Annotated in this window: 22 protein-coding genes; 13 read left to right on the top strand and 9 right to left on the bottom strand. The window is 73.9% G+C overall.

Annotated features, from left to right (window positions below):
* Positions 1-156 precede the first annotated feature (156 nt).
* The 5 genes from BLT39_RS12980 (at position 157) to BLT39_RS12960 (ending at position 4616) form a co-directional block, all read left to right on the top strand.
* Positions 157-1305: an ABC transporter substrate-binding protein gene (locus tag BLT39_RS12980; protein WP_091063756.1), complete on the top strand. Its 1149-nt coding sequence runs from the start codon at positions 157-159 to the stop codon at positions 1303-1305.
* 77 nt (positions 1306-1382) lie between these two features.
* Positions 1383-2216: an ABC transporter permease gene (locus BLT39_RS12975; protein ID WP_091065020.1), complete on the top strand. Its 834-nt coding sequence runs from the start codon at positions 1383-1385 to the stop codon at positions 2214-2216.
* Positions 2213-3115 carry an ABC transporter permease subunit gene (locus BLT39_RS12970; protein WP_091065015.1) on the top strand — a complete coding sequence of 301 codons (903 nt, stop codon included), beginning with the start codon at positions 2213-2215 and terminating at the stop codon, positions 3113-3115. Before BLT39_RS12975 ends, BLT39_RS12970 begins: the two co-directional genes overlap by 4 nt.
* A complete protein-coding gene (locus tag BLT39_RS12965; protein WP_091063753.1) occupies positions 3112-4212 on the top strand; it encodes an ABC transporter ATP-binding protein in 1101 nt (366 codons plus the stop codon). The genes BLT39_RS12970 and BLT39_RS12965 overlap by 4 nt, the downstream gene beginning before the upstream one ends.
* Positions 4212-4616 carry a PaaI family thioesterase gene (locus BLT39_RS12960; protein WP_091063749.1) on the top strand — a complete coding sequence of 135 codons (405 nt, stop codon included), beginning with the start codon at positions 4212-4214 and terminating at the stop codon, positions 4614-4616. Before BLT39_RS12965 ends, BLT39_RS12960 begins: the two co-directional genes overlap by 1 nt.
* Here BLT39_RS12960 and BLT39_RS12955 read toward each other — a convergent pair.
* The 8 genes from BLT39_RS12955 to BLT39_RS12920 form a co-directional block, all read right to left on the bottom strand.
* Positions 4588-5169, bottom strand: coding sequence for a dihydrofolate reductase family protein (locus tag BLT39_RS12955; protein ID WP_091063746.1), 582 nt, complete (start codon positions 5167-5169; stop codon positions 4588-4590). The two genes, BLT39_RS12960 and BLT39_RS12955, sit on opposite strands and share 29 nt — an antisense overlap.
* A 78-nt stretch (positions 5170-5247) precedes the next feature.
* Entirely contained in the window at positions 5248-6147 is a 900-nt protein-coding gene (locus BLT39_RS12950; protein WP_091063742.1) for an ABC transporter permease, read from the bottom strand.
* Positions 6140-6922, bottom strand: coding sequence for an ABC transporter ATP-binding protein (locus tag BLT39_RS12945; RefSeq protein ID WP_091063739.1), 783 nt, complete (start codon positions 6920-6922; stop codon positions 6140-6142). The genes BLT39_RS12950 and BLT39_RS12945 overlap by 8 nt, the downstream gene beginning before the upstream one ends.
* Positions 6922-7992: an ABC transporter substrate-binding protein gene (locus tag BLT39_RS12940; protein WP_091063736.1), complete on the bottom strand. Its 1071-nt coding sequence runs from the start codon at positions 7990-7992 to the stop codon at positions 6922-6924. The genes BLT39_RS12945 and BLT39_RS12940 overlap by 1 nt, the downstream gene beginning before the upstream one ends.
* Before the next feature lie 330 nt (positions 7993-8322).
* Entirely contained in the window at positions 8323-9141 is an 819-nt protein-coding gene (locus BLT39_RS12935) for a MetQ/NlpA family ABC transporter substrate-binding protein (RefSeq protein ID WP_091063733.1), read from the bottom strand.
* Between the two features lie 23 nt (positions 9142-9164).
* Complete coding sequence (locus BLT39_RS12930) at positions 9165-9824, bottom strand: methionine ABC transporter permease (protein ID WP_091063728.1); 660 nt, start codon at positions 9822-9824, stop codon at positions 9165-9167.
* Positions 9821-10816: a methionine ABC transporter ATP-binding protein gene (locus tag BLT39_RS12925; protein ID WP_091063724.1), complete on the bottom strand. Its 996-nt coding sequence runs from the start codon at positions 10814-10816 to the stop codon at positions 9821-9823. Before BLT39_RS12925 ends, BLT39_RS12930 begins: the two co-directional genes overlap by 4 nt.
* A gap of 369 nt (positions 10817-11185) precedes the next feature.
* Positions 11186-12259, bottom strand: a complete 1074-nt coding sequence (locus BLT39_RS12920; protein ID WP_242658448.1) for an LLM class flavin-dependent oxidoreductase — start codon at positions 12257-12259, stop codon at positions 11186-11188.
* Between the two features lie 262 nt (positions 12260-12521).
* Between BLT39_RS12920 and BLT39_RS12915 the strand changes: the two genes are divergently transcribed.
* The 5 genes from BLT39_RS12915 (at position 12522) to BLT39_RS12895 (ending at position 16562) form a co-directional block, all read left to right on the top strand.
* Entirely contained in the window at positions 12522-13385 is an 864-nt protein-coding gene (locus tag BLT39_RS12915; RefSeq protein WP_091063718.1) for an ABC transporter permease, read from the top strand.
* A gap of 74 nt (positions 13386-13459) precedes the next feature.
* The gene (locus tag BLT39_RS12910) at positions 13460-14515 is read left to right on the top strand and encodes a taurine ABC transporter substrate-binding protein (protein ID WP_091063714.1); all 1056 of its coding nucleotides are present in this window, start codon (positions 13460-13462) and stop codon (positions 14513-14515) included.
* Entirely contained in the window at positions 14505-15314 is an 810-nt protein-coding gene (locus BLT39_RS12905; protein ID WP_207507937.1) for an ABC transporter ATP-binding protein, read from the top strand. Before BLT39_RS12910 ends, BLT39_RS12905 begins: the two co-directional genes overlap by 11 nt.
* Before the next feature lie 25 nt (positions 15315-15339).
* Positions 15340-16191: a TauD/TfdA dioxygenase family protein gene (locus BLT39_RS12900; protein ID WP_091063710.1), complete on the top strand. Its 852-nt coding sequence runs from the start codon at positions 15340-15342 to the stop codon at positions 16189-16191.
* Between the two features lie 26 nt (positions 16192-16217).
* Positions 16218-16562 (top strand): DMT family transporter, encoded by a 345-nt coding sequence (locus BLT39_RS12895; RefSeq protein WP_091063707.1) that lies wholly within the window; start codon positions 16218-16220, stop codon positions 16560-16562.
* 465 nt (positions 16563-17027) lie between these two features.
* Here the strand turns inward: BLT39_RS12895 and BLT39_RS12890 are convergent, their stop codons facing one another.
* Positions 17028-17831 (bottom strand): COG4705 family protein, encoded by an 804-nt coding sequence (locus BLT39_RS12890; RefSeq protein WP_091063704.1) that lies wholly within the window; start codon positions 17829-17831, stop codon positions 17028-17030.
* An 82-nt stretch (positions 17832-17913) separates the two neighbouring features.
* On the opposite strand from BLT39_RS12890, the gene BLT39_RS12885 reads away from it, so the two are divergent.
* The 3 genes from BLT39_RS12885 to BLT39_RS12875 are packed head-to-tail and all read left to right on the top strand — an operon-like array spanning position 17914 to position 20615.
* A complete protein-coding gene (locus tag BLT39_RS12885; protein WP_207507935.1) occupies positions 17914-18597 on the top strand; it encodes a response regulator transcription factor in 684 nt (227 codons plus the stop codon).
* Positions 18594-19940 (top strand): sensor histidine kinase, encoded by a 1347-nt coding sequence (locus tag BLT39_RS12880; RefSeq protein WP_091063697.1) that lies wholly within the window; start codon positions 18594-18596, stop codon positions 19938-19940. Before BLT39_RS12885 ends, BLT39_RS12880 begins: the two co-directional genes overlap by 4 nt.
* Positions 19941-20000: 60 nt before the next feature.
* Positions 20001-20615, top strand: a complete 615-nt coding sequence (locus BLT39_RS12875; RefSeq protein WP_242658371.1) for a DedA family protein — start codon at positions 20001-20003, stop codon at positions 20613-20615.
* The last annotated feature ends 67 nt before the right edge of the window (positions 20616-20682 follow it).

Genomic DNA, 20682 nt, shown 5'->3' with positions numbered 1-20682 from the left:
CGCACCGGGACGACGCACCCGATCCGCCACCTGCTCTTCACCTGGGCGCCGCTCCGGCGTCGGGGCCGGTCCAGTCGCGCACCGCCTACTTCCAGACGGCTCGCCACGCCGGTCCCACCCGGGGCCCGGGCGGCGGCCCCTGGAACGGGAGTGACTGTGCGGACGACCCTCGTGCGGCCGGTGGCCGTGCTCTTCACCGCTGCCCTGGCCCTCACGGCCTGCGGCTCGGGCGACTCCGGCGGCGGCAGCGCCTCCGGCGGCGACGGCGACGCCGCCTCGGCGACCTCGCTCGCCGACTTCGGCAGCATGGACGCACTGGTGCAGGCGGCCCAGGCCGAGGGCACCCTCAACGTGATCGCCCTGCCGCCGACCTGGGCCAACTACGGCACCATGCTCGACACCTTCTCGCAGAAGTACGACATCGAGATCAACTCGGTCAACCCGGACGGCTCCAGCCAGGACGAGCTGAACGCGGTCACCAGCCAGCGCGGTCAGGACCGCGCCCCCGACGTGCTGGACCTGGGCACCTCCTTCGCCCAGCAGGCCGCCGCGCAGGACCTGCTCGCGCCCTACCAGGTGGCCACCTGGGACGACATCCCCGACGACCAGAAGGAGAACACCGGCCTCTGGTACAACGACTACGGCGGCTACGTCTCCATCGGCTGCAACGCCTCGGTCGTGACCACCTGCCCGACCAGCTTCGAGGAGCTGCTCGACCCGCAGTACGCCGGCCAGGTCGCCCTCAACGGCAACCCGACCCAGGCCGCGGCCGCCTTCGGCGGCGTCTGGGCCGCGTCGCTGGCCAACGGCGGCAGCCTGGACGACATCGGCCCGGGCGTGGACTTCTTCCGCCAGGTCAAGGACGCCGGGAACTTCAACCCGGTCGAGGTCACCCCGGCCACCATCCAGTCGGGCGAGACCCCGCTGGCCATCGACTGGGACTACCTCAACGCCTCGCTGACCGGCGACCTGGCCGACCAGGGCGTCACCTGGGAGGTCAACGTGCCCACCGACGGCCTGTTCGGCGGCTACTACAGCCAGGCCATCAGCGCCTACGCCCCGCACCCGGCCGCGGCCCGGCTGTGGCAGGAGTTCCTCTACAGCGACGAGGGCCAGAACATCTGGCTGGCCGGCGGCGCCCGGCCGGTCCGGCTGCCGGTGATGGAGTCCGACGGCACCGCCGACGCCGAGTCCCTCGCCGCCCTGCCGTCGGTGTCGGGCACCGCGGAGTTCCCGACCCAGGAGCAGAACTCCGCCGCCCAGCAGGTCGTCGCCAGCCGGTGGAACGCGGAGATCTCGGGCTGAGCACCGGCCCCGGCACCACCCCCCGCACGACCGCAGCGGTCCCCCGGCGCCACCGGCGCCGGGGGGCCCTGCCCGCGGTGCTGGGCACCCTGCCGTTCTTCCTGCTCGTCGGTGTCGTCCTGCTGCTGCCGGTCGTCGTGCTCGCCGTCGAGGCCTTCCGGGTCACCGACCCGGTCACCTACGAGGACACCTGGTCCACCTCGGCCATCACCTCGGTGACCACCGGCGCCTACGGCCGGGCCTACCTGGGCAGCCTGCGGCTGTCCCTCGTCACCGCGGCGCTGGGCACGGTCCTGGGCCTGGGGCTGGCCGCGGCGATGCTCTCGGTGCGGCGCGGCCGGCTGCTGCGCCGGCTGCTGCTCACCGCGTCGGGCGTGCTGGCCAACTTCGGCGGCATCCCGCTGGCCTTCGCCTTCATCGCCGCCATCGGCAACGCCGGCGTGGTCACCGCGCTGCTGTCCGACCTCGGCATCACCCTCGGCGCCTCCCTGTACTCCACGACCGGGCTCGCGCTGGTCTACCTCTACTTCCTGGTGCCGCTCATGGTCCTCACCATCACCCCCGCGCTGGAGGGACTGCGCCCGCAGTGGCGGGAGGCCTCCGACGTCCTGGGCGGTTCGGGCTGGCAGTACTGGCGCCGGGTGGGCGGGCCCGTGCTCCTGCCCTCGGTGCTCGGTGCCTCCGTGCTGCTGTTCGCCTCGGCGTTCGCCGCCTACGCCACCGCCCGCGCCCTGGTCGGCAGCAGCATCCCGTTGGTCACCCTGCAGATCGCCGACGCGCTGTCCTCCAACGTGCTGGTCGGCTCCGAGGCGCAGGGCAAGGCCCTGGCGCTGGGCATGGTCGTGCTGGTCGGCGCGGTCATGCTGGTCTACGGCTGGCTGCAGCGCCGGGCGAGCCGGTGGTCGGCATGACCGCCGTCGACACCGCGGCCGGCCTCCCGGCCGCGGCCGCCGCGGTGGACCCCGGCCCCGCGCCCACCGGTCGCCGCGGTCCCCGTCGCGCCGGGGTGCGCGTCGCCCGCGCCGTGCTGTTCACCGTGCTCGGCGCGTACTTCCTGGTGCCCATCGCGGCCTCGGTGGCCTTCACCGTCCGCGACCGCGGCACCGGTGGGCTGACCGCCCGCTGGTACACCGGCATCCCGTCGGCCGACGGGTTCGCCGAGACCTTCGGCCGGTCGCTGACCCTCGGGCTGCTCACCGTGGCCGGCACCCTGCTGCTCCTGCTGCCCACGGTCGTGCTGGTCACCCTGCGGCTGCCGCGGGTGCGCCGGGTGGTCGAGTTCCTCTGCCTGCTGCCGCTGGTGCTGCCGCCGATCGCCCTCGTGGTGGGGGTGCGCAGCGTGCTGTCCTGGGCACCGGACCACTTCTACGGGACCCCGCTGGCCGACGCCTTCTTCGCGCTCCAGGAGCCCGACCTGCCCTGGATCCTCGTGCTGGTCTACGTCGTCCTCGCCCTGCCCTTCGCGCACCGGGCACTGGACGCCGGGGTGCGGGCGGTCGACCTGGGCACGCTCACCGAGGCCGCCCGCAACCTGGGTGCGTCCTGGCCGCGGGTGCTGGTCACCGTCGTGGTCCCGGCGCTGCGCACCGCGGTGCTCAACGCCGCCTTCCTCACCCTCGCCCTCGTGCTCGGCGAGTTCACCATCGCCTCGCTGCTGGGCTTCCGCACCTTCCCGACCTGGATCGTCGAGATCTCCGGCGCCTCACCGCAGCTGTCGGTGTCGGTGTCGGTGCTCTCCCTGCTGCTCACCTGGGGGCTGCTCGTGCTCATCTCCGCCCTGGACCGCCGCCGCCCCCGGACGACGGCATGACCGCCGCCGTGGCCGGGACCCCCACCGCGACCGTCGCCGAGCTACGCGACCGTCCCCCGGCCGACGTCGTCCTCTCCGGGGTGACCCGCACCTACGGCTCCACCACGGCGCTGGACGCCCTGGACCTGCACGTCGCCGGCGGGGAGTTCCTCGCCGTCCTGGGGCCCTCCGGGTGCGGCAAGACCACCGCGCTGCGGGCGATCGCCGGGTTCGAGGTGCCCGACGCCGGCACGATCACCGTCGGCGGGCGCGACGTCACCACCGTGCCGCCGAGCAAGCGCGACATGGGCATGGTGTTCCAGGCCTACTCGCTGTTCCCCAACCTGACCGCCGCCGACAACGTGGCCTACGGCCTGGCCGTGCGCCGCCGGGGCCGGACCGAGCGCCGCCGGCGCGCCGCCGAGCTGCTGGAGCTGGTCGGCCTGGCCGACCGCGGCGACCGCTACCCCCACCAGCTCTCCGGCGGCCAGCAGCAGCGCGTCGCGCTGGCCCGCGCGCTGGCCGTGGCGCCGCAGGTGCTGCTGCTGGACGAGCCCCTGTCGGCGCTGGACGCGCAGGTCCGGGTCCAGCTGCGCGACGAGATCCGCCGCATCCAGCTCGAGCTGGGGACGACGACGGTCTTCGTCACCCACGACCAGGCCGAGGCGCTGTCGGTGGCCGACCGCGTCGCGGTGCTGCGGGCGGGACGGCTCGAGCAGGTCGCCTCCCCCGACGAGCTGTACTCGCGGCCGGCGACCGCGTTCGTCGCCCGCTTCGTCGGCACCACCAGCGCGGTGCCGGCACAGCTGCGCGCCGACGGGCAGGTCGACCTCCTCGGCACCACCCGCCCGGTGGCGGGCCCGGTGCCCGTCGGCGACGTGGTCGCGCTGCTGCGGCCGGAGCAGGTCGTGCTGCGCCCCGACGCGGGCGGCCGCGGCCGGGTGGTCACCCGCACCTTCTCCGGCGGCACGACCCGGGTCACCGCGGTCCTGCCCGACGGCACCGAGGTGGCCGCCGACGTGGTCAGCACCGAGTCCACCGAGCTGGTGCCGGGTACCGCGGTGGAGGTCGCCCCGACGGCCCGGCCGGTGCTGCTCGTCCCGGCCGGGGACGCCTGATGGAGGCCGAGCAGCGGGTGCAGCTCGCCCTGTCGGTGCCGCTGGTCGCGGCCCTCGGGGTGCAGCTGGTCGACCCCGGCCGCCCGTCGGCCGGGGTCTGGCTGCCGGTCGGGCCCCTGGCGGCCAACGGCGCGGGCGGCGCGCACGGCTCGGCGCTGTCGGCGGTGCTGGAGCTGGCCGGGTACCTGGCGCTGGCGCCCGCGCTGGCCGACGACGAGCACGCGGTGTCCCACGCCGTGGCGCTGCAGCTGATCGGCCCCGCCGCGGCGGGCAGCCGGGTGGTGGCGACCGGTCAGCTGGACCGGCGGGGTCGGCGCAGCGCGTTCGTCACCGCGGTCGCGCACGTGGAGGACGTGGTCGTCGCCCGCGCGCAGATCACGAAGACCGTGGTGCCCTGGGGCTGACCGGGCGGTACAGCTGGGCCACGACGCCCGACCGCAGCTCCTGCCGGTCCACGAGCTCCAGCGGCACCCGCTGCGGCAGGCCGGCGAGCAGCGTCGGGCCGTGACCGGCCACCAGCGGGTGCACCAGGAACTCGTACTCGTCGACCAGACCCGCGGCGGCCAACGCCACGGGCAGCCGCACACCGCTGACCGACAGCGGACCGCCGGGCTGCTCCTTCAGCCGCCGGACCGTCCCGACGACGTCGTCGCGCACCAGCTCGGCGTTCCAGTCCGCCGCGGGCAGGGTGCGCGAGAAGACGGTCTTCGGGACGGCGTCGAGCGCCTCGGCGAAGCGGACCTCGCGCTCCCCCATCCAGCCCGGCCAGCGCCCGTCGGCCGGACGGCGCCAGACCTCCGCCATCATCGCGTAGGTCACCCGCCCGAGGAGCATCACGTCGACCCGGCGGGCGCGCTCGGTCCACCAGGCCATCGACTCGTCGTCCGGCGGGAGGCCCGCCTCGTGGTGGCAGCAGCCGTCCAGGGTGGTGTTGATCGAGTACCGCAGCGGCCGCACGCCCGGGGACCGTACCGGTCCGGCGCGCCCGGAGGCCAGGAGCGCCGTCCCGGGGTCCGGGACGGCGCTCCGTGCGCCTCAGCCGCCGACCGTCAGCCCGCGGTTGCGCAGGATGCGCCGCTCGACCGGCGCGAAGACCAGCAGCTCGATGGCGATGCCCACCACCAGGATCAGCACGATCGAGGTGATGACCAGCGACATCTGCGAGAGCTCACGGCCCACGTTGAGCAGCTGCCCCAGGCCCAGACCCAGGGACGGCGAGTAGGTGATCAGCTCGGCGGCCATGAGCGAGCGCCAGGCGAAGGCCCACCCCTGGCGCAGGCCGCCCAGGTAGCCGGGCAGCGCCGCGGGCAGCAGCACGTGCCGCATCCGGCCGGCCGCGCCCAGACCGAGCACCCGCCCGACCCGGTCGTACAGCGGCGGGACCTGCTTGAAGCCGCCGAGCAGCCCGTTGGCGATCGAGGGCACCGCCCCCAGCAGCACCACGGTGTAGATGGCGGCGTCGGTGAGCTGGAACCAGATGATCGCCGCCGGCACCCAGGCCACCGACGGCAGGCTCTGCAGCCCGCTGACGATCGGGCCGACGGCCGCCCGCACCCACCGGCTGGACCACAGCAGCAGGCCCAGCAGGGTGCCGATCACCAGCGACAGGGCGAACCCGACGAAGCCCCGGCTGACGCTGACCCACACCGCCTCGAGCGCGCGGCCGTCGGCGACGGTCTCCAGGAACGTCGACCAGACGTCGGCCGGCCCGGGCAGGGCGTAGGGCGGCTTGACCTCCGCGACGTAGGCGATCTGCCAGACCCCGACGAGCAGGGCGAGGAAGACGACCGGCGGCAGCACCGAGCGCACCAGCACCCGGCCGAGGCCCGGCCGGGGCGGCAGCTGCGGAGCGGTGTCCAGGGCGTCGAGCCCGGCCTCGACCGAGCGCGCGTCGGCGTGCCCGTCGACCAGGGTGTCCGCGGACCGGTCAGCCATGACGACTGATCTCCCGGTGCAGCTGGGCGGTGATCTCGCTGGCCATCGCCCCCACGGCGGGGGCCTCGATGGAGCGGGGGTGGGAGATGTCGATCCGCCACTCCCGCGCGATCCGGCCCGGCCGCGAGCTCATGAGCACCACGCGCTGCCCGAGCCGGACGGCTTCCCGGACGTTGTGCGTGACGAACAGGACGGTCAGGCCCTGCTGCTGCCACACGCGGACGAGCTCCTCGTGCAGCACGTCGCGGGTGATCGCGTCCAGCGCGGCGAACGGCTCGTCCATGAGCAGGACGGGGCTGTCCTGGGCCAGCGCCCGGGCCAGGGCGACCCGCTGCCGCATGCCGCCGGAGAGCTCGTGCACCCGCTTGCCCTCCGAGCCCGACAGGTTGACCAGCCCGAGCAGCCGCTCGGCCTCGGCGCGGCGCTCGGCCTTGGCCACGCCGCGGGCCCGCAGGGCCAGCTCGACGTTGCCCCCGGCGGTCAGCCAGGGCAGCAGTGCCGACTCCTGGAACATCAGCGCCGGGCGGTCGGCCGCCACCTGGACCGTCCCGGCGGTGGGCGGCAGCAGACCGGCGACGAGGTTCAGCAGCGTGGACTTGCCGCACCCGGACGCGCCCAGCAGGCAGACGAACTCACCGGGGGCGACGGACAGGTCGACCCGGTCGAGCACCGGCGGCCGGCCCTCCTCGAACACCTGCGAGACACCGGTCACCCGGACCGCCGGGGCGGCGTCGGTGGCCACCGCCTGGTCGGCGGTGAGGTCGCGGGTGGCCATCACTCGGTCCCGAGCCCGTCGGAGGAGACCGGGTCCAGGCCCTGCTCCTCGAGGATCGCGTTCAGCGGGGCCAGGTCGTAGATGCCGTCGAGGTCCACCTCGTCGGCGGTGGTGCCGGCCTCGACCGCGTTCTGCGCCGACTGCGCCAGCGCCGTCGCGACGGGGTCGTAGGTGACCGTGAGGTTCGACCAGGCCCGCTGCAGGACCGCGTCGTCCAGCGCCGAGCCGCCGGCCGCGACCAGGCCGTCGTTCACCGCGGCCTGGGCGGCGGTGGGGTCGGAGTCGGCGAACTGCACCGACTCCACGTTGGCGCGCAGCAACGCGTCGACGGTCTCGGGGTGCTGCTGCAGGAACTCGGTGCGCACGATCAGCTGGGTGGTCACGAACCGGCCCTCGGGCCACAGGTCCGCCTCGTCCACCAGCACGTGGGCGCCCTCGTCGAGGACCAGGTCCGACGCGTAGGGCTCGGGGACCCAGGCGCCGTCGAGGTCGCCGGAGGCGAACAGGCTGAGGATGTCGCTGTTCTTGGTCGGGGTGATGGTGACGTCGCCGCCGCCGTCCACGCTGTTGGCCAGGCCCTGCGAGGTGAGCCAGGTGCGCAGCGCGACGTCCTGGGTGTTGCCCAGCTGCGGGCTCGCCAGCGTCGTCCCGCGCAGGTCGTCGGGGGTGTCGATGCCGTCGCGCACGACGAGCTGCGCGCCGCCGGACGCCGCACCGGAGATGATCCGGATCGCGTCGCCGTTGCTCTGGGCGTAGGCGTTGATGGTCGGGCTGGGCCCGATGTAGGCGGCGTCCAGCCCGCCGGCGAACAACGCCTCGACCTCGTCGGGGCCGGCGTTGAACACCTGGGTGGTCAGGGTGGTGCCCTCGCCGAGCTCGTCCTGGATGAAGCCCTGCTGCACACCGATGAGGGCGGCCGCGTGGGTGACGTTGGCGAAGTAGCCGAGCCGCAGCTCCGAGGCGGGGCCGGAGGCGCTGTCGTCGGAGGAGGAGCCGCAGGCGGCGAGGGCCGAGACGGTCGTCAGCACGGCGAGCGCGGCGAGGGTGCGGGTGGTGCGTCGAGAGCGCATGGGTCTTCCTGGGGGCCATGGCGCAGCCACGTGCGCGTCCACCGGTGCCCGCGCGGCCGTGACCGCGCCCGAGGGAGGTGGGGGCGGTGGGTCAGACGGCGCGACAGAGACTGCTGCTCAGCCGACCCTGGTCGACGTGGCGGCAGACCACGAGGAGGGGCAGCTTGGGCACGCGGGGACCTTAACCCCATCTCCATCGGGATGGTGAGGAATCCGGGAACCCGTCCTGCACCGCGGGAGTGGTCCTGCTCACGGTGGCGGGACGACGGAGGGCCCGGCGCGTGCGCGCCGGGCCCTCCGTGGTGGCTCCCCCGTCCCGGGGGCCGGGCGTCAGAACGCCGGCAGCACCGCGCCGTCGTACTCGTCCTCGATGAACTGCCGGACCTCGTCGGAGTGCAGCAGCTCCTCCAGGGCCTGGATGCGCTCGTCGCCCTCGTCGCCGGTGCGCACGACGAGCAGGTTGGCGTTGGGGTTGCCCTCGGCCTCCTCCAGCGCCAGGGCGTCCTCGGCCGGGGAGAGGTCGGCGTCGATGGCGTAGTTGCCGTTGATGACGGCGATGTCGACGTCGGCCAGCGACCGGGGCACCTGGGCGGCCTCGACCTCGGAGATCTCGAGGTCCTTCGGGTTCTCCTCGATGTCCAGCGAGGTGGGCGCGGTGTCGCCGGTGTCGGCCAGGGTGATCAGGTCGTTGGCCTCGAGCAGCCGCAGCGCGCGGGCTGCGTTGGTCGGGTCGTTGGGGATGGCCACGGTGCCGCCGTCGGGCAGGTCGGCGAGGTCGGTGAGGGAGTCGGAGTAGATGCCCAGCGGCTCGATGTGCACCGGCTCCAGGGCGGTGAAGTCGTAGCCGGCGCTGGACTCCTGCTCCTCCAGGTAGGGGATGGTCTGGAAGAAGTTGGCGTCCAGCGAGCCGTCGTCGAGGGCGACGTTGGGCTGCACGTAGTCGGTGAACTCCACGACGTCGAGGTCCAGCCCGGCGTCCTCGGCCAGGTTCTCGTCGATGAACCGCAGGATCTCGGCGTGCGGCACGGGCGAGGCCCCGACGCGCAACGGCTCGTCGGCGGCGGACAGCTCGGCGTCCCCTCCCCCGCAGGCCGCCAGCACGGCGGCCGAGGTGAGGACGGACAGGGCGAGGGCGAGGCGGGAGCGCACGGTTCTCTTCTCTTCGGGGATGGTCAGCGACGCGCCAGGCGGCGCGCCCAGGTGTCGCCGCCGAACTGCAGCGCCTGGACGACGACGAGCAGCAGGACGACGGTGAGCAGGGTGATGTCGGTGCGGAACTGCTGGTAGCCGAACCGGATGGCGAAGTCGCCGAGCCCGCCGCCTCCGATCGCGCCGGCCATGGCGGAGTAGCTGATCAGCGCGACGACGGTGACGGTGACGCCGGCGACCAGCGAGGGCAGCGCCTCGGGCAGGAGCACGGTGCGCACCACCTGCCGGCGGCGGGCGCCCATGGCCAGGGCGGCCTCGACCTTGCCGTGGGACACCTCGCGCAGCGAGGTCTCCACCAGCCGGGCCAGGAACGGGACGGCGCCGATGGTCAGCGGCACGATCGCGGCGGTGGAGCCGATGGTGGTGCCCACCAGGCCGCGGGTGACCGGTGCGACCAGGACCAGCAGGATGATGAACGGCAGCGACCGGCCGAGGTTGACGACCAGACCGAGGACCCGGTTGGTCCAGGGTCGCGGGGCCAGCCCGTCGGGGGCGGTGACGGTCAGCAGGACGCCGAGCGGGATGCCCAGCAGCACGGTGAGCACGGCCGAGACCGCGACCATGTAGAGGGTCTCCCCGGTGGCGTCGGCCAGCTGCGGGGCGATCCGGGACCAGTCGCTCATGCCGCCACCCGCTCGACCTTGGAGCCCTCGGCGCGCAGCTGGGTGAGCGCGGTGTCCAGGCCGGACAGGTCGCCGTCGGTGATCCGCAGCAGCAGCCGGCCGTGCCGGCCGCCGGCGACGGTCTCCACCGACCCGCCGGCCACCTCGACGGCCAGGCCCAGCTGGCCGACCAGCACCCGCAGCACGTCGGCCTCGGGCGCGGCCTCGGTGACGGTGACCCGCAGCAGGGTGCCGGCGACGCGGTCGTCGGCCACCGGCGCGGGCAGCAGTGCCGCGGCCAGCGGCGAGTCGTCGCGGGTGAGGACGTCGTCCAGCCGGCCGCCGTCGACGACCCGGCCGGCCTCCAGCAGGACGGCGGAGTCGCAGACCGCCTTGACCACGGCCATCTCGTGGGTGATCAGCAGGACGGTGAGGCCGAGTTCGTCGCGCACCCGGCGCAGGAGCTGCAGCACCCCGGTGGTGCTGGCCTGGTCCAGGGCCGAGGTGGCCTCGTCGCAGAGCAGCACCTGCGGCCGGGCGGCCAGCGCACGGGCGATGGCGACCCGCTGCTTCTGCCCGCCGGACAGCTGCCGCGGCCGCGCACCGGCCCGCTCGGCCAGCCCGACGAGGTCCAGCAGCTCGGCCGACCGGCGACGCCGCTCGGCGCGGCCCACCCCGGCCAGCTCCAGCGGGTGCTCGACGTTCTCGGCCGCGGTCCGGGAGTCCATCAGCTCGAAGTGCTGGAAGACCATGCCGATGGAGCTGCGCGCCTGCCGCACCTGGTCGGCCGGCAGGTCGGTGAGCACCCGGCCGTCGACGGCCACCGACCCCGACGTGGGCCGCTCCAGCAGGTTGACCAGCCGGATCAGCGTGCTCTTGCCGGAGCCCGAGGGGCCGACGACGCCGGCGAAGTCACCGGCCGGGACGGCGAGGTCGACGCCGTCGAGGGCGACGACGTCGGGACCGCCGCGGCGGCCGGGGAAGACCTTGCGGACGTGGTGGAGCTCGATCACGGGACAGCTGTTCCTCGGGCAGACGACGGATGGGGGCGCAGCGCCCCCTCGGGGACGACGTCGTCAGCGACAGAGGTAGCTGGCCGTGCCGGCGTGGTCGACGGCGCGGTCGCACGTCAGGAGGAGCCGGGGCACGCCGCCCATCCTGCCTGCCTGTGCGCAATCCCTACAACGTCGGTGGACTTTCTGTGAGCAAGCGCTCAGCGTCGCCCGCCGTGGATCCGGAGCCCGGATCGACGACCGGGCTCCGGATCGTCGGTCAGGGGACCTCGTGCAGCTTCCCGGTGGCGACGTCGAGGACGAAGCCCCGGAGTGCACCCGACCAGCCTGGCGATGCACATCCCTGCCGAACTGGTGCGCGGTGCGGAGTCAGCGCAGGAGCGGGAGGACCTCCTCGCCCACCCGCCAGGCCTCCTCCAGGTGCGGGTAGCCCGAGAGCACGAACTCGTCGAACCCCAGGTCGGCGTACTCGGTGATCCGCGCGGCGACCTGCTCGTGGCTGCCCACCAGGGCGGTCGCCGCGCCCTCCCGGACCAGCCCGATGCCGGCCCACAGGTTCGGCGCCACCTCCAGAGACCGGGCGCCGTCCCCGGCCGACCCGCCGTGCAGCGAGGCCATCCGGGCCTGGCCGACGGAGTCCATCCGGGCGAAGCGCTCCTGGGTGGCCGCGACCGCGTGGGCGGGCATCCCGGCGAGCATCCGGTCGGCCTCGGCCCAGGCCTGTTCGGGCGTGTCCCGGCTGACCACGTGCAGCCGGATCCCGAACCGGACCGTGCGGCCCTGCGCTGCGGCCTTCTCACGCACCCGGTCCAGCCGCTCGGCGACCATCGTCGGCGGCTCGCCCCAGGTCAGGTAGGTGTCGACGTACTTCGCGGCGACGTCCTCGGCCGGCCCGGACGCCCCGCCCAGGTAGACCGGCGGGACGACGTCGGGCGGGTTGGTCAACCCGGCGCCCTCCACCCGCACGTGCTCACCGGCCAGGTCGAAGCGCTCCCCGGCGAAGCAGCGGCGCACCACCTCGAGGAACTCCGCGGTGCGGGCGTAGCGGGCGTCGTGGTCGGCGAAGTCGCCGTAGGCCCGCTGCTCGACCGGGTCCCCGCCGGCCACCACGTTGAGCCGCAGCCGACCCCCCGACAACCGCTGGAAGCTCGCCGCCTGCTGCGCGGCCAGCACCGGGGCGATGAAGCCGGGCCGGAACGCGACCAGGAAGTGCAGCCGCCGGGTGCGGTCCAGCAGCGCCGCGCAGGTCACCCAGGCGTCCTCGCAGCCGGACCCGGTCGGGGTCAGCACGGCGGCGAACCCGGCCTGCTCGGCGGCCTGGGCCACCGCGCCCAGGTAGTCCAGGGTCGGCCGCCGGCGCAGTGCGGCGGCGTTGTGCCCGCGGTCGGTGGTCGCCGGGCCGACGTCGCGGCTGTCGCCCCGGGTGGGCAGGAACCAGTGCATCTCCACCGGTGAAGTGCACCATGTCGATGGGAATTGACGGGATAGCAGTCGGGCACATAGGTTGCCGCCGTCGACCCGGGCGGGAGCCCACGGACCAGGACGAGGTGAGTGCAGTGCGACACAGCCTGCTCACCGTTCGCCGGGTGGTCGACCACGGGCGCGTCTGCAGCGCCCTCTGTCTGCGCACGCGCTGACCTCTCCTCACCTGACCCCGCCACCGGTCCGCCCTCACGCGCCGGGGCCTGCTCCGTGGAGTCCCCCTGTGACCACCCTGCTCGCGCGTGCCGAGGAGGAGGCGCCCACCGGCGCCGCCCCCGGCCGCCCGCGGCTCGCCCGCTCCGCCAGCCGCTGGCGCCGCGTCGGCGTCCGCATCCTGGCCACCGGCGTCCTGCTGGCGCTGTGGCAGCTGCTGTACTCGCTGCAGATCTGGAGCCCGGTGCTGCTGCCCTCACCGGGCGCGGTCTGGGAGGCGCTCGTGCGCACCTCGACCACCAACGACGGTGTGGTCGGCTACCAGGGCCACTACCTGATCGACCACCTCGGCATCAGCCTGGGCCGCATCGGTCTCGGGTCGCTGTTCGGCGTCGCCGCCGGCCTCGTCGTCGGGCTGCTCATGGGGACCCTGCCCTGGGTCCGGGTCGTCGTCGAGCCCTGGGTGACCTTCCTGCGCACCCTGCCGCCGCTGGCCTACTTCAGCCTGCTGATCATCTGGCTGGGCATCGACGAGTCACCCAAGATCTGGCTGCTCGGCATCGCGGCCATGCCGCCGGTCGCGGTCGCCACCGCGGCAGCCGTCGTCGGCGCCCCGGCAACCCTGGTGGAGGCCGCCCGGGCGATGGGCGCCAGTCGGTGGCAGACCACGATCAGCGTGGTGCTGCCCTCGGCGCTGCCGGAGATCTCCACCGGCGTCCGGCTGGCCGTCGGCATCGCCTACTCCTCCCTGGTGGCCGCCGAGACGGTCAACGGCCTTCCCGGGATCGGCGGCATGATCCGCCAGGCCCAGGCCTTCAACCAGTCCGACGTCGTGATCCTCGGACTCTTCGCCATCGGCATCTCCGGCCTGCTCATCGACGCCGCGCTGCGCGCCGTCGAGCGGCGGGTCGTGCCGTGGCGCGGCCGCGCCTGACCCCGCCGCCGCCCCCTCCGCACTCCCCGCAGACCTCCGGCCCGCCGGGTCGGACCCCACCCCGAAGGAACCCCATGACCGCGCACCGCGGCTGGCGGCGTCTTGCCGCAGCCCTGTCCCTGACCGCCCTGCTCGCCGGCGTCACCGCCTGCGGCGGCGGCTCGGACGACTCCGCCGACGGCGACCGGCCGACGATCCGCATCGCCTACCAGAACTTCCCCAGCGGCGACCTCGTCGTGAAGGACCAGGGCTGGCTGGAGGACGCGCTGCCCGACTACGACATCGAGTGGACCCTGTTCGACTCCGGCGCCAGCATCAACACCGCCTTCGTCGCCGACGCGGTCGACATCGCCGCCATCGGCTCCAGCCCGGTGGCCCGCGGGCTCTCCGAACCGCTGAACATCCCCTACCAGGTCACCTGGATCCTCGACGTCGCCGGCGACAACGAAGCCCTGGTCGCCCGCGACGGCGCCGGCATCAGCTCGGTGTCGGACCTGGTCGGCAAGAAGGTCGCCACCCCCTTCGCCTCCACCTCGCACTACAGCCTGCTCGCCGCCCTCGACGACGCCGGCGTCGACAGCTCCCAGGTCGACCTGATCGACCTGCAGCCGGCCGACATCCTGGCCGCCTGGACCCGCGGGGACATCGACGCCGCCTACGTCTGGCTCCCGACTCTGGCCGAGCTGCAGGACAGCGGCACCACGCTGACCACCAGCGCCGAACTGGCCCAGGGCGGCAAGCCCACCCTCGACCTGGGGGTCGCTGCCACCTCCTTCATCGAGGACCACCCGGACGCCGTCTCGGCCTGGCGTCAGGTGCAGGCCCGCGCCCTGCAGCTGATCGCCGACGACCCCGACGCCGCCGCAGCGGCCGTGGGCCGGCAGCTGGGCATCGACGCCGACGAGGCCGCCACCCAGCTCAGCCAGGGCATCTTCCTGAGCCCGGCCGACGAGGCCAGCGACCAGTGGCTCGGTGGCGCCGACGGCCCGGGCAACCTGGCCGCCAACCTCGAGGACGCCGCCCGGTTCCTCGCCGACCAGCAGCAGATCCCCGACGCACCGTCCCTGGAGACCTTCCAGGACGCGATCTACAACGACGGCCTCGAGGACGACGTCACCGGTGGCCAGTGACCAGCCGGCGGCGACCCCGCTGACCACGCCCCGGGGCGGCGCCCTGTCGCTGCGGGGGGTGGAGCACGACTACGGCCAGGGCCGGGACGCCGTGCACGCCCTCGGCCCGGTGACGCTGGAAGTGCCGGCCGGGGAGTCCCTGGTCCTGGTCGGCCCCTCCGGCTGCGGCAAGAGCACCCTGCTGCGGCTGGTCGCTGGCTTCGAGACCCCCACCCGCGGCACGCTCACCGTCGACGGGGACCAACCCGAACCGGGCCGGCAGGCCGGCGTCGTCTTCCAGCAGGCCCGGCTGTTCCCCTGGCGGACCGTCGGCGGCAACGTCGAGCTCGCCCTCAGGCTGGCCGGGGTGGCCCGCGAGGAGCGGCGGGCGCGGGCCGGCGAGCTGCTGGCCCGCGTCGGGCTCGAGGGCGTGGCCGGTCGGCGCACCTGGGAGGTCTCCGGCGGCCAGCAGCAGCGGATCGCCATCGCCCGGGCCCTGGCCGGCGCGCACCCCCTGCTGCTGCTCGACGAGCCCTTCGCCGCCCTCGACGCGCTCACCCGCGAGCGGCTGCAGGAGGACCTCCGCGGGGTCAGCGCGCAGACCGGGCTCAGCTCGGTGTTCGTCACCCACAGCGTCGACGAGGCCGTGTTCCTCGCCTCCCGGGTCATCGTCCTCACCCGAGCGCCCGGGACGGTCGCCCTCGACGTCGCCGTCGACCTGCCCCGCACCGGCGTCGAGCCCGACGAACTGCGCGGGTCACCGGAGTACGCCGCCTTCCGCGCCGAGATCGGCGCCGCCGTCCGCACCGTCGCCAGCTAGCACCCACCCGATCCGAGGAGCCGTCATGACCTTGCTCGCATCCACCGACACCCTGGTCGTCGAGCGCCTCGGCGCCTTCCACGGCGCCCGCATCCACGGCCTCGACCTCGCGCAGGCCACCGACGAGCAGATCGCCGCCGTCCGGGCCGCACTGGTGGAGCACAAGGTGCTCTTCTTCGGCGGCCAGGACCTCGACCCCGACTCCCAGGTGCGGCTGGGCAACCGGGTCGGCGAGCTCACCCCCTCGCACCCCGTCATCAAGGGCGTCGACGAGGCGCACCCGGAGATCTACGCGCTCGACGCCGCCGACAACGGCTTCGCCGACATCTGGCACACCGACGTCACCTTCGTCCGGCGTCCTCCCCTGGGCTCGATCCTGCGGGCGGTGTCGATCCCCCCGGTGGGCGGGGACACCCAATGGGCCGACGCGGAGGCCGCCTACGCCTCGCTGTCCGAGCCGGTCCGGCGGCTCGCCGACCAGCTGACCGCCGTGCACGACGGCACCCGGGAGTTCGGCTACTACCTGGCCCAGCGGGGCGGCAACAGCTGGGAAGGCGAGGACGTCGCCCGCCTGGAGCCGGTCGAGCACCCCGTGGTGCGGGTGCACCCCGAGACCGGCCGGCGCAGCCTGTTCGTCAACCCGGGCTTCACCTCGCACATCAGCGGGGTCTCCGACGCCGAGAGCCGGCACCTGCTGGACCTCTTCTACGCCCACATCACCAAGCCCGAGCACATCGTCCGGCACCGGTGGAGCGAGGGCGACGTCGCCATGTGGGACAACCGGGCCACGCTGCACTACGCCAACCGCGACTACGGCGACTTCCGGCGGATCATGCACCGCATCACCCTGCGCGGCGACGAGCCGGTCGGGGTCTGACCGGCACCGGCGGGCAGGATCACCGGGTGCCCTACGTCCTGCTCGCCGGAGCCATCGCCGCCGAGGTCGCCGCCACCTCGCTGCTCCCCCGGACCCTCGGCTTCACCCGCCCCGGGGTCAGCGTCCTGGTGGTGCTCGGCTACGCCGCCTCGTTCTTCCTGCTCTCCCAGGTCGTGAAGACCGTGCCGGTCGGGATCGCCTACGCGCTGTGGTCGGCGGTGGGCACGCTGGCCGTGGTGTCCATCGGCGCGGTCTTCCTCGACCAGCAGGTCACCGGGTGGCAGGTCGCCGGGATCCTGCTGGTCGTCGTCGGCGTCGTGCTGCTCAACCTCGGCGGCCCGACCGTCGGCCACGGCCCACCCGCGGGGTGAGCGCGACGACGACACGACCCCGACATACCGAGAGCCTGGTCAGACCGAGGTCTGACCAGGCTCTGGTGCTCCCCCGTCTGGACTCGAACCAGAAACCGTTCGAGTTGATCTTGTTGTATTCATGGTGTGCGGCTGGCGTTGAGAACGTGGGTCTGACCTGCGAAATCAGCGCCTCGAACCAAAGTCCGAATTCCGCCACAGCACTTCTCAACCGCCCCATTCTCGGTACATCGAACCGATTACGGAACCAGTTCGCCATTCCAAGCAGGTCATCGGCAGCCTCTTCGGCAGCGTCGCGCCGTGTTCCCGGGCGTGCCGCAGTACCTGGGCGCACCCGTGGCCACGGGCCCGGACGAGCGGCGAGACCTCGTGCGCGCACCTCTCGACGAGCAGGGGCGACCCTCACCGCGGCGAGCCGTGGCCGTCACCGCCTACAGCGACGGCCGTGGCCCGCCCGACCTCGCGCTAGCCCTGGCGCACCGCGTCGGTCTCGACCGGGGGCAGCTGGTCTCGCTTGCTCACCGCCAGGTAGGTCACGACCGCGACGATGGTGACCAGGAACAGCACGCTGGTCAGAGTCGTGCCGAGACCCAGGCCGCCGTCGACCTTGTCCTGCGAGAACCCGTCGCCCAGCGACGCACCCAGCGGGCGGGTGAGCACGTAGGCGATCCAGAAGGTCAGCACCGCGTTGGCCTTGAACACCAGGTGGCTGGCGGCCACCGCACCGATCAGCGCAGCGAACAGCAGCGCCGACAGCCAGTACCCGGCACCGAGGCGCTCGGCGGTCAGGTCACCGGCTGCGGTGCCGAGGGCGAAGGTGAACAGGATGGCAAGCCAGTAGAAGGCCTCCCGGCGACGGGTGACGATCGAGTGGATCGACAGGGTGCGCTCCGAGGCGTACCAGCCGGCGAAGGTGAGGCCCAGCGCGACGGCGAAGACGGCGGTGGTGGCCTCCAGCGGCACCCCCAGGTTGTCGGTCAGGTTGTCAGTGATCAGCGTGCCGACGACGCTGATCAGCACGACCGTGGCCCAGTACAGGGGCGCGATGTAGCGCCGGGCCCGGAACTGGAAGCCGAGGACGACGAGGAAGACCGCCCCGATGACCAGGGTGGTGTTGGTCAGCCCGAACCCGAGGGTGTCGTTGAGGTAGTCAGCGGCGGTCTCCCCGACCGTGGTGGCCAGGATCTTGATGACCCAGAACCAGATGGTGACCTCGGGGACCTTGTTCAGCAGCGCGCGCCCCGTCGAGGGGGCCAGGGGTGTGGTCATGGCGGCAGCGTCGGGCCCGTCGTCTGCACACGACCTGAACGGTTCGCCGACGATCGGGGCAGGTCACCCCATGATGGGTTCCGTGAGCGAACTCGAGCCCCGGGTGCTGGTCGTCGAGGACGACCACGGGCTGCGCGACGTACTGGCCCGCGGGCTGCGCGAGCACGACGTCGTCGTCGTCACCGCCCGGGACGGCGCGGGTGCGCTCGGCGCGGTGCGCGGCGCCGGCCCCGACGCCTTCGACGCGGTGGTCCTGGACATCGGCCTGCCCGACTCCGACGGCCGCGACGTCTGCCAGGCGCTGCGCGCGGCCGGGTTGACCGCGCCAGTCCTGTTCCTGACCGCCCGCGACCAGCTGCACGACGTCCTGTCCGGGTTCGCCGCCGGCGGTGACGACTACCTGGCCAAGCCCTTCCACCTCAGCGAGCTGGTGGCCCGGCTGCGGGTCGCCCTGCGCCGGTCGGCCGCGGCCCGGCCGGCGCCCTCCGGGCTGGCCCTCGACCCGACCACCCATGCCCTGGTCGGCCCCTCGGGCACGCAGCGGCTGACCCCGACCGAGTTCCGGGTCCTCGCCGCGCTGATGGCCCGCTCTGGAGAGGTGGTCCGGCGCCGGGACCTGCTGGCCGCCGGCTGGCCCGACGGCGCCCGGGTCGCCGACAACACCCTGGACCAGTACGTCGCCCGGCTGCGCCGCAAGGTCGACGCCGCCGGGGACGCCGGACGCTCCATCGGGACCGCCCACGGCGTGGGCTACACGTTCACGTGACCGACCGGACCGCCCGCACGAGCCTGCGCACCCGGCTGTCCTGGTCGGCCACGCTGGTGGTCGCGCTGTGGGTGCTGCTGCTCGCCGTCGGCGCCAACACGCTGCTCGCCCGGGTACTGGCCGGGCAGGCCGACGACGTCCTGCAGGCCCGCGCCGAGGCCGTCGCGCAGACCGTCGACGTGTCCGCCGACGGAACCGTGACCGTCCTGGACGCCCGCGACGACCAAGCCCTGGACGTCGGCACCTGGATCATCGACGGCGCCGGCGGCATCGTGGAGAGCCCGTCGGGCAGCACCGACGCCCTCGACCGCCAGGCCATCGAGCTCGCCGCGCGGGGCGCCGGGGCCGTCGACGTCGACGCGGGCGGACCGCTGCGGCTCCGCGCGCTGCCGTTGACCGACGGCGGTACCCGGGTGGCCAGCGTCGTCACCAGCACGTCGCTGTCCCCCTACCGGCAGGTCGAGCGCACCGCCCTGCTGGGCAGCGTCGGGGTGGCTCTGCTGCTGGTCGTCGTGGTGCACCTGGTGCTGCGCGCCAACGTCACCCGCGCGCTCCGACCGGTGCAGGACATGAGCGCCCAGGCCGATAGGTGGAGCGCCGACGACACCGACCTCCGGTTCGGACAGGACGCGCGCCCGGCCGAGCTCGCGGAGCTGGCCCGCACCCTGGACCAGATGCTGGACCGGCAGGCGGCGGTGCTGCGGCACGAGCAGCGGTTCACCGAGGAGCTGTCGCACGAGCTGCGCACCCCGCTGGCCCGCGCGCAGGCCGAGCTCGACCTGCTGCTGGCCCAGCCCCGCGGGCCCGAGGAGACCGCGTGGGCCCACGCCGCCGTCGACCGGGCCACCCGGTCCATGGCCTCGATCCTGGAGACGATGCTGTCGGCCGCGCGCAGCTCCGACGTGCTGACCCCCGGAAGGTCCCGCCTGGCCGACGCCCTCGCCCGGCTCGCCGACCCGCGCGGGGAGGACCACCCGGTGCCGGTCATCGTCGAGGTTGCATCCGACGTCGTCGTCGGGGTCGACCCCGACGTCGTGGTCCGGGCGCTGTCCCCCGTGGTCGACAACGGCGTCCGGTACGCCGAGACCGGTGTGCGGATCACCGCCCGGCAGGACGGCGGCCGGGTCGAGGTGGTGGTCGCCGACGACGGTCCCGGGATGACGCCGGAGGTGGCCGCCCGTGCATTCGACCCGGGCTACCGGGGCGATGCGGGGAGCACGCACCCGGGTGCCGGTCTCGGGCTGGCGCTCACCCGCCGGCTGGTGGTCGCCGCCGGCGGCGGGGTCACCGCCGTGGCCTCCCCCGACGGCGGCCGCGTCGTGCTGAACCTGCCTGCGGGCTGATCCGGGCGCCGTCCCCGGCGTACAGGTCGTGTTCAGGCCTGACGCGTCACGGTGGCCACCGTGAGCTCATTCCTGGACCCGACGCACCTGGTCAACACCTTCGGGCTGATCGGGATCATGGTGATCCTGTTCGCCGAGTGCGGACTGCTGATCGGGTTCTTCCTGCCCGGTGACTCCCTGCTGTTCACCGCGGGCCTGCTGGTCGCCAGCGGCGTGCTCACCGTGCCGCTGTGGGTGCTTCTCGTCGCGGTGCCGCTGGCCGCGATCGCCGGCAACCTCGTCGGCTACTGGATCGGCCGCCGCGTCGGCCCCGCCGTCTTCAACCGACCCGACAGCCGCCTCTTCAAGACCCAGCACGTCGAGCGGGCGCAGGCGTTCTTCGACCGCAACGGCAACCGGACCATCCTGCTGGCCCGCTTCGTCCCGATCGTGCGCACCTTCGCCACCGTCATGGCCGGGGTCTCCCGCATGGACGTCCGCCGCTACGTCGTCTGGTCCGTCCTCGGCGGCGTCCTCTGGGCCGCCGGCGTCACCCTGCTGGGCTACTTCCTCGGCCAGGTCGCCGTCGTCCGCGACCACGTCGAGCTGTTCATCCTCGGCGTCGTCGCGCTGTCCCTCGTCCCCGTCGCCGTCGAGGTGCTCCGTGCACGGTCCGGCAGCCGTGCCCGTGGCTGACCGGTGAGCGGGACCGGCGAACAGGTCGCCGCGGACCTCTCCTTGACCACTCTGGCTTTCCTGGCGG

This window comes from Klenkia brasiliensis (assembly GCF_900100695.1).
Lineage (GTDB): Bacteria > Actinomycetota > Actinomycetes > Mycobacteriales > Geodermatophilaceae > Klenkia > Klenkia brasiliensis.
This window is presented reverse-complemented; position numbering and strand designations above follow the sequence as displayed.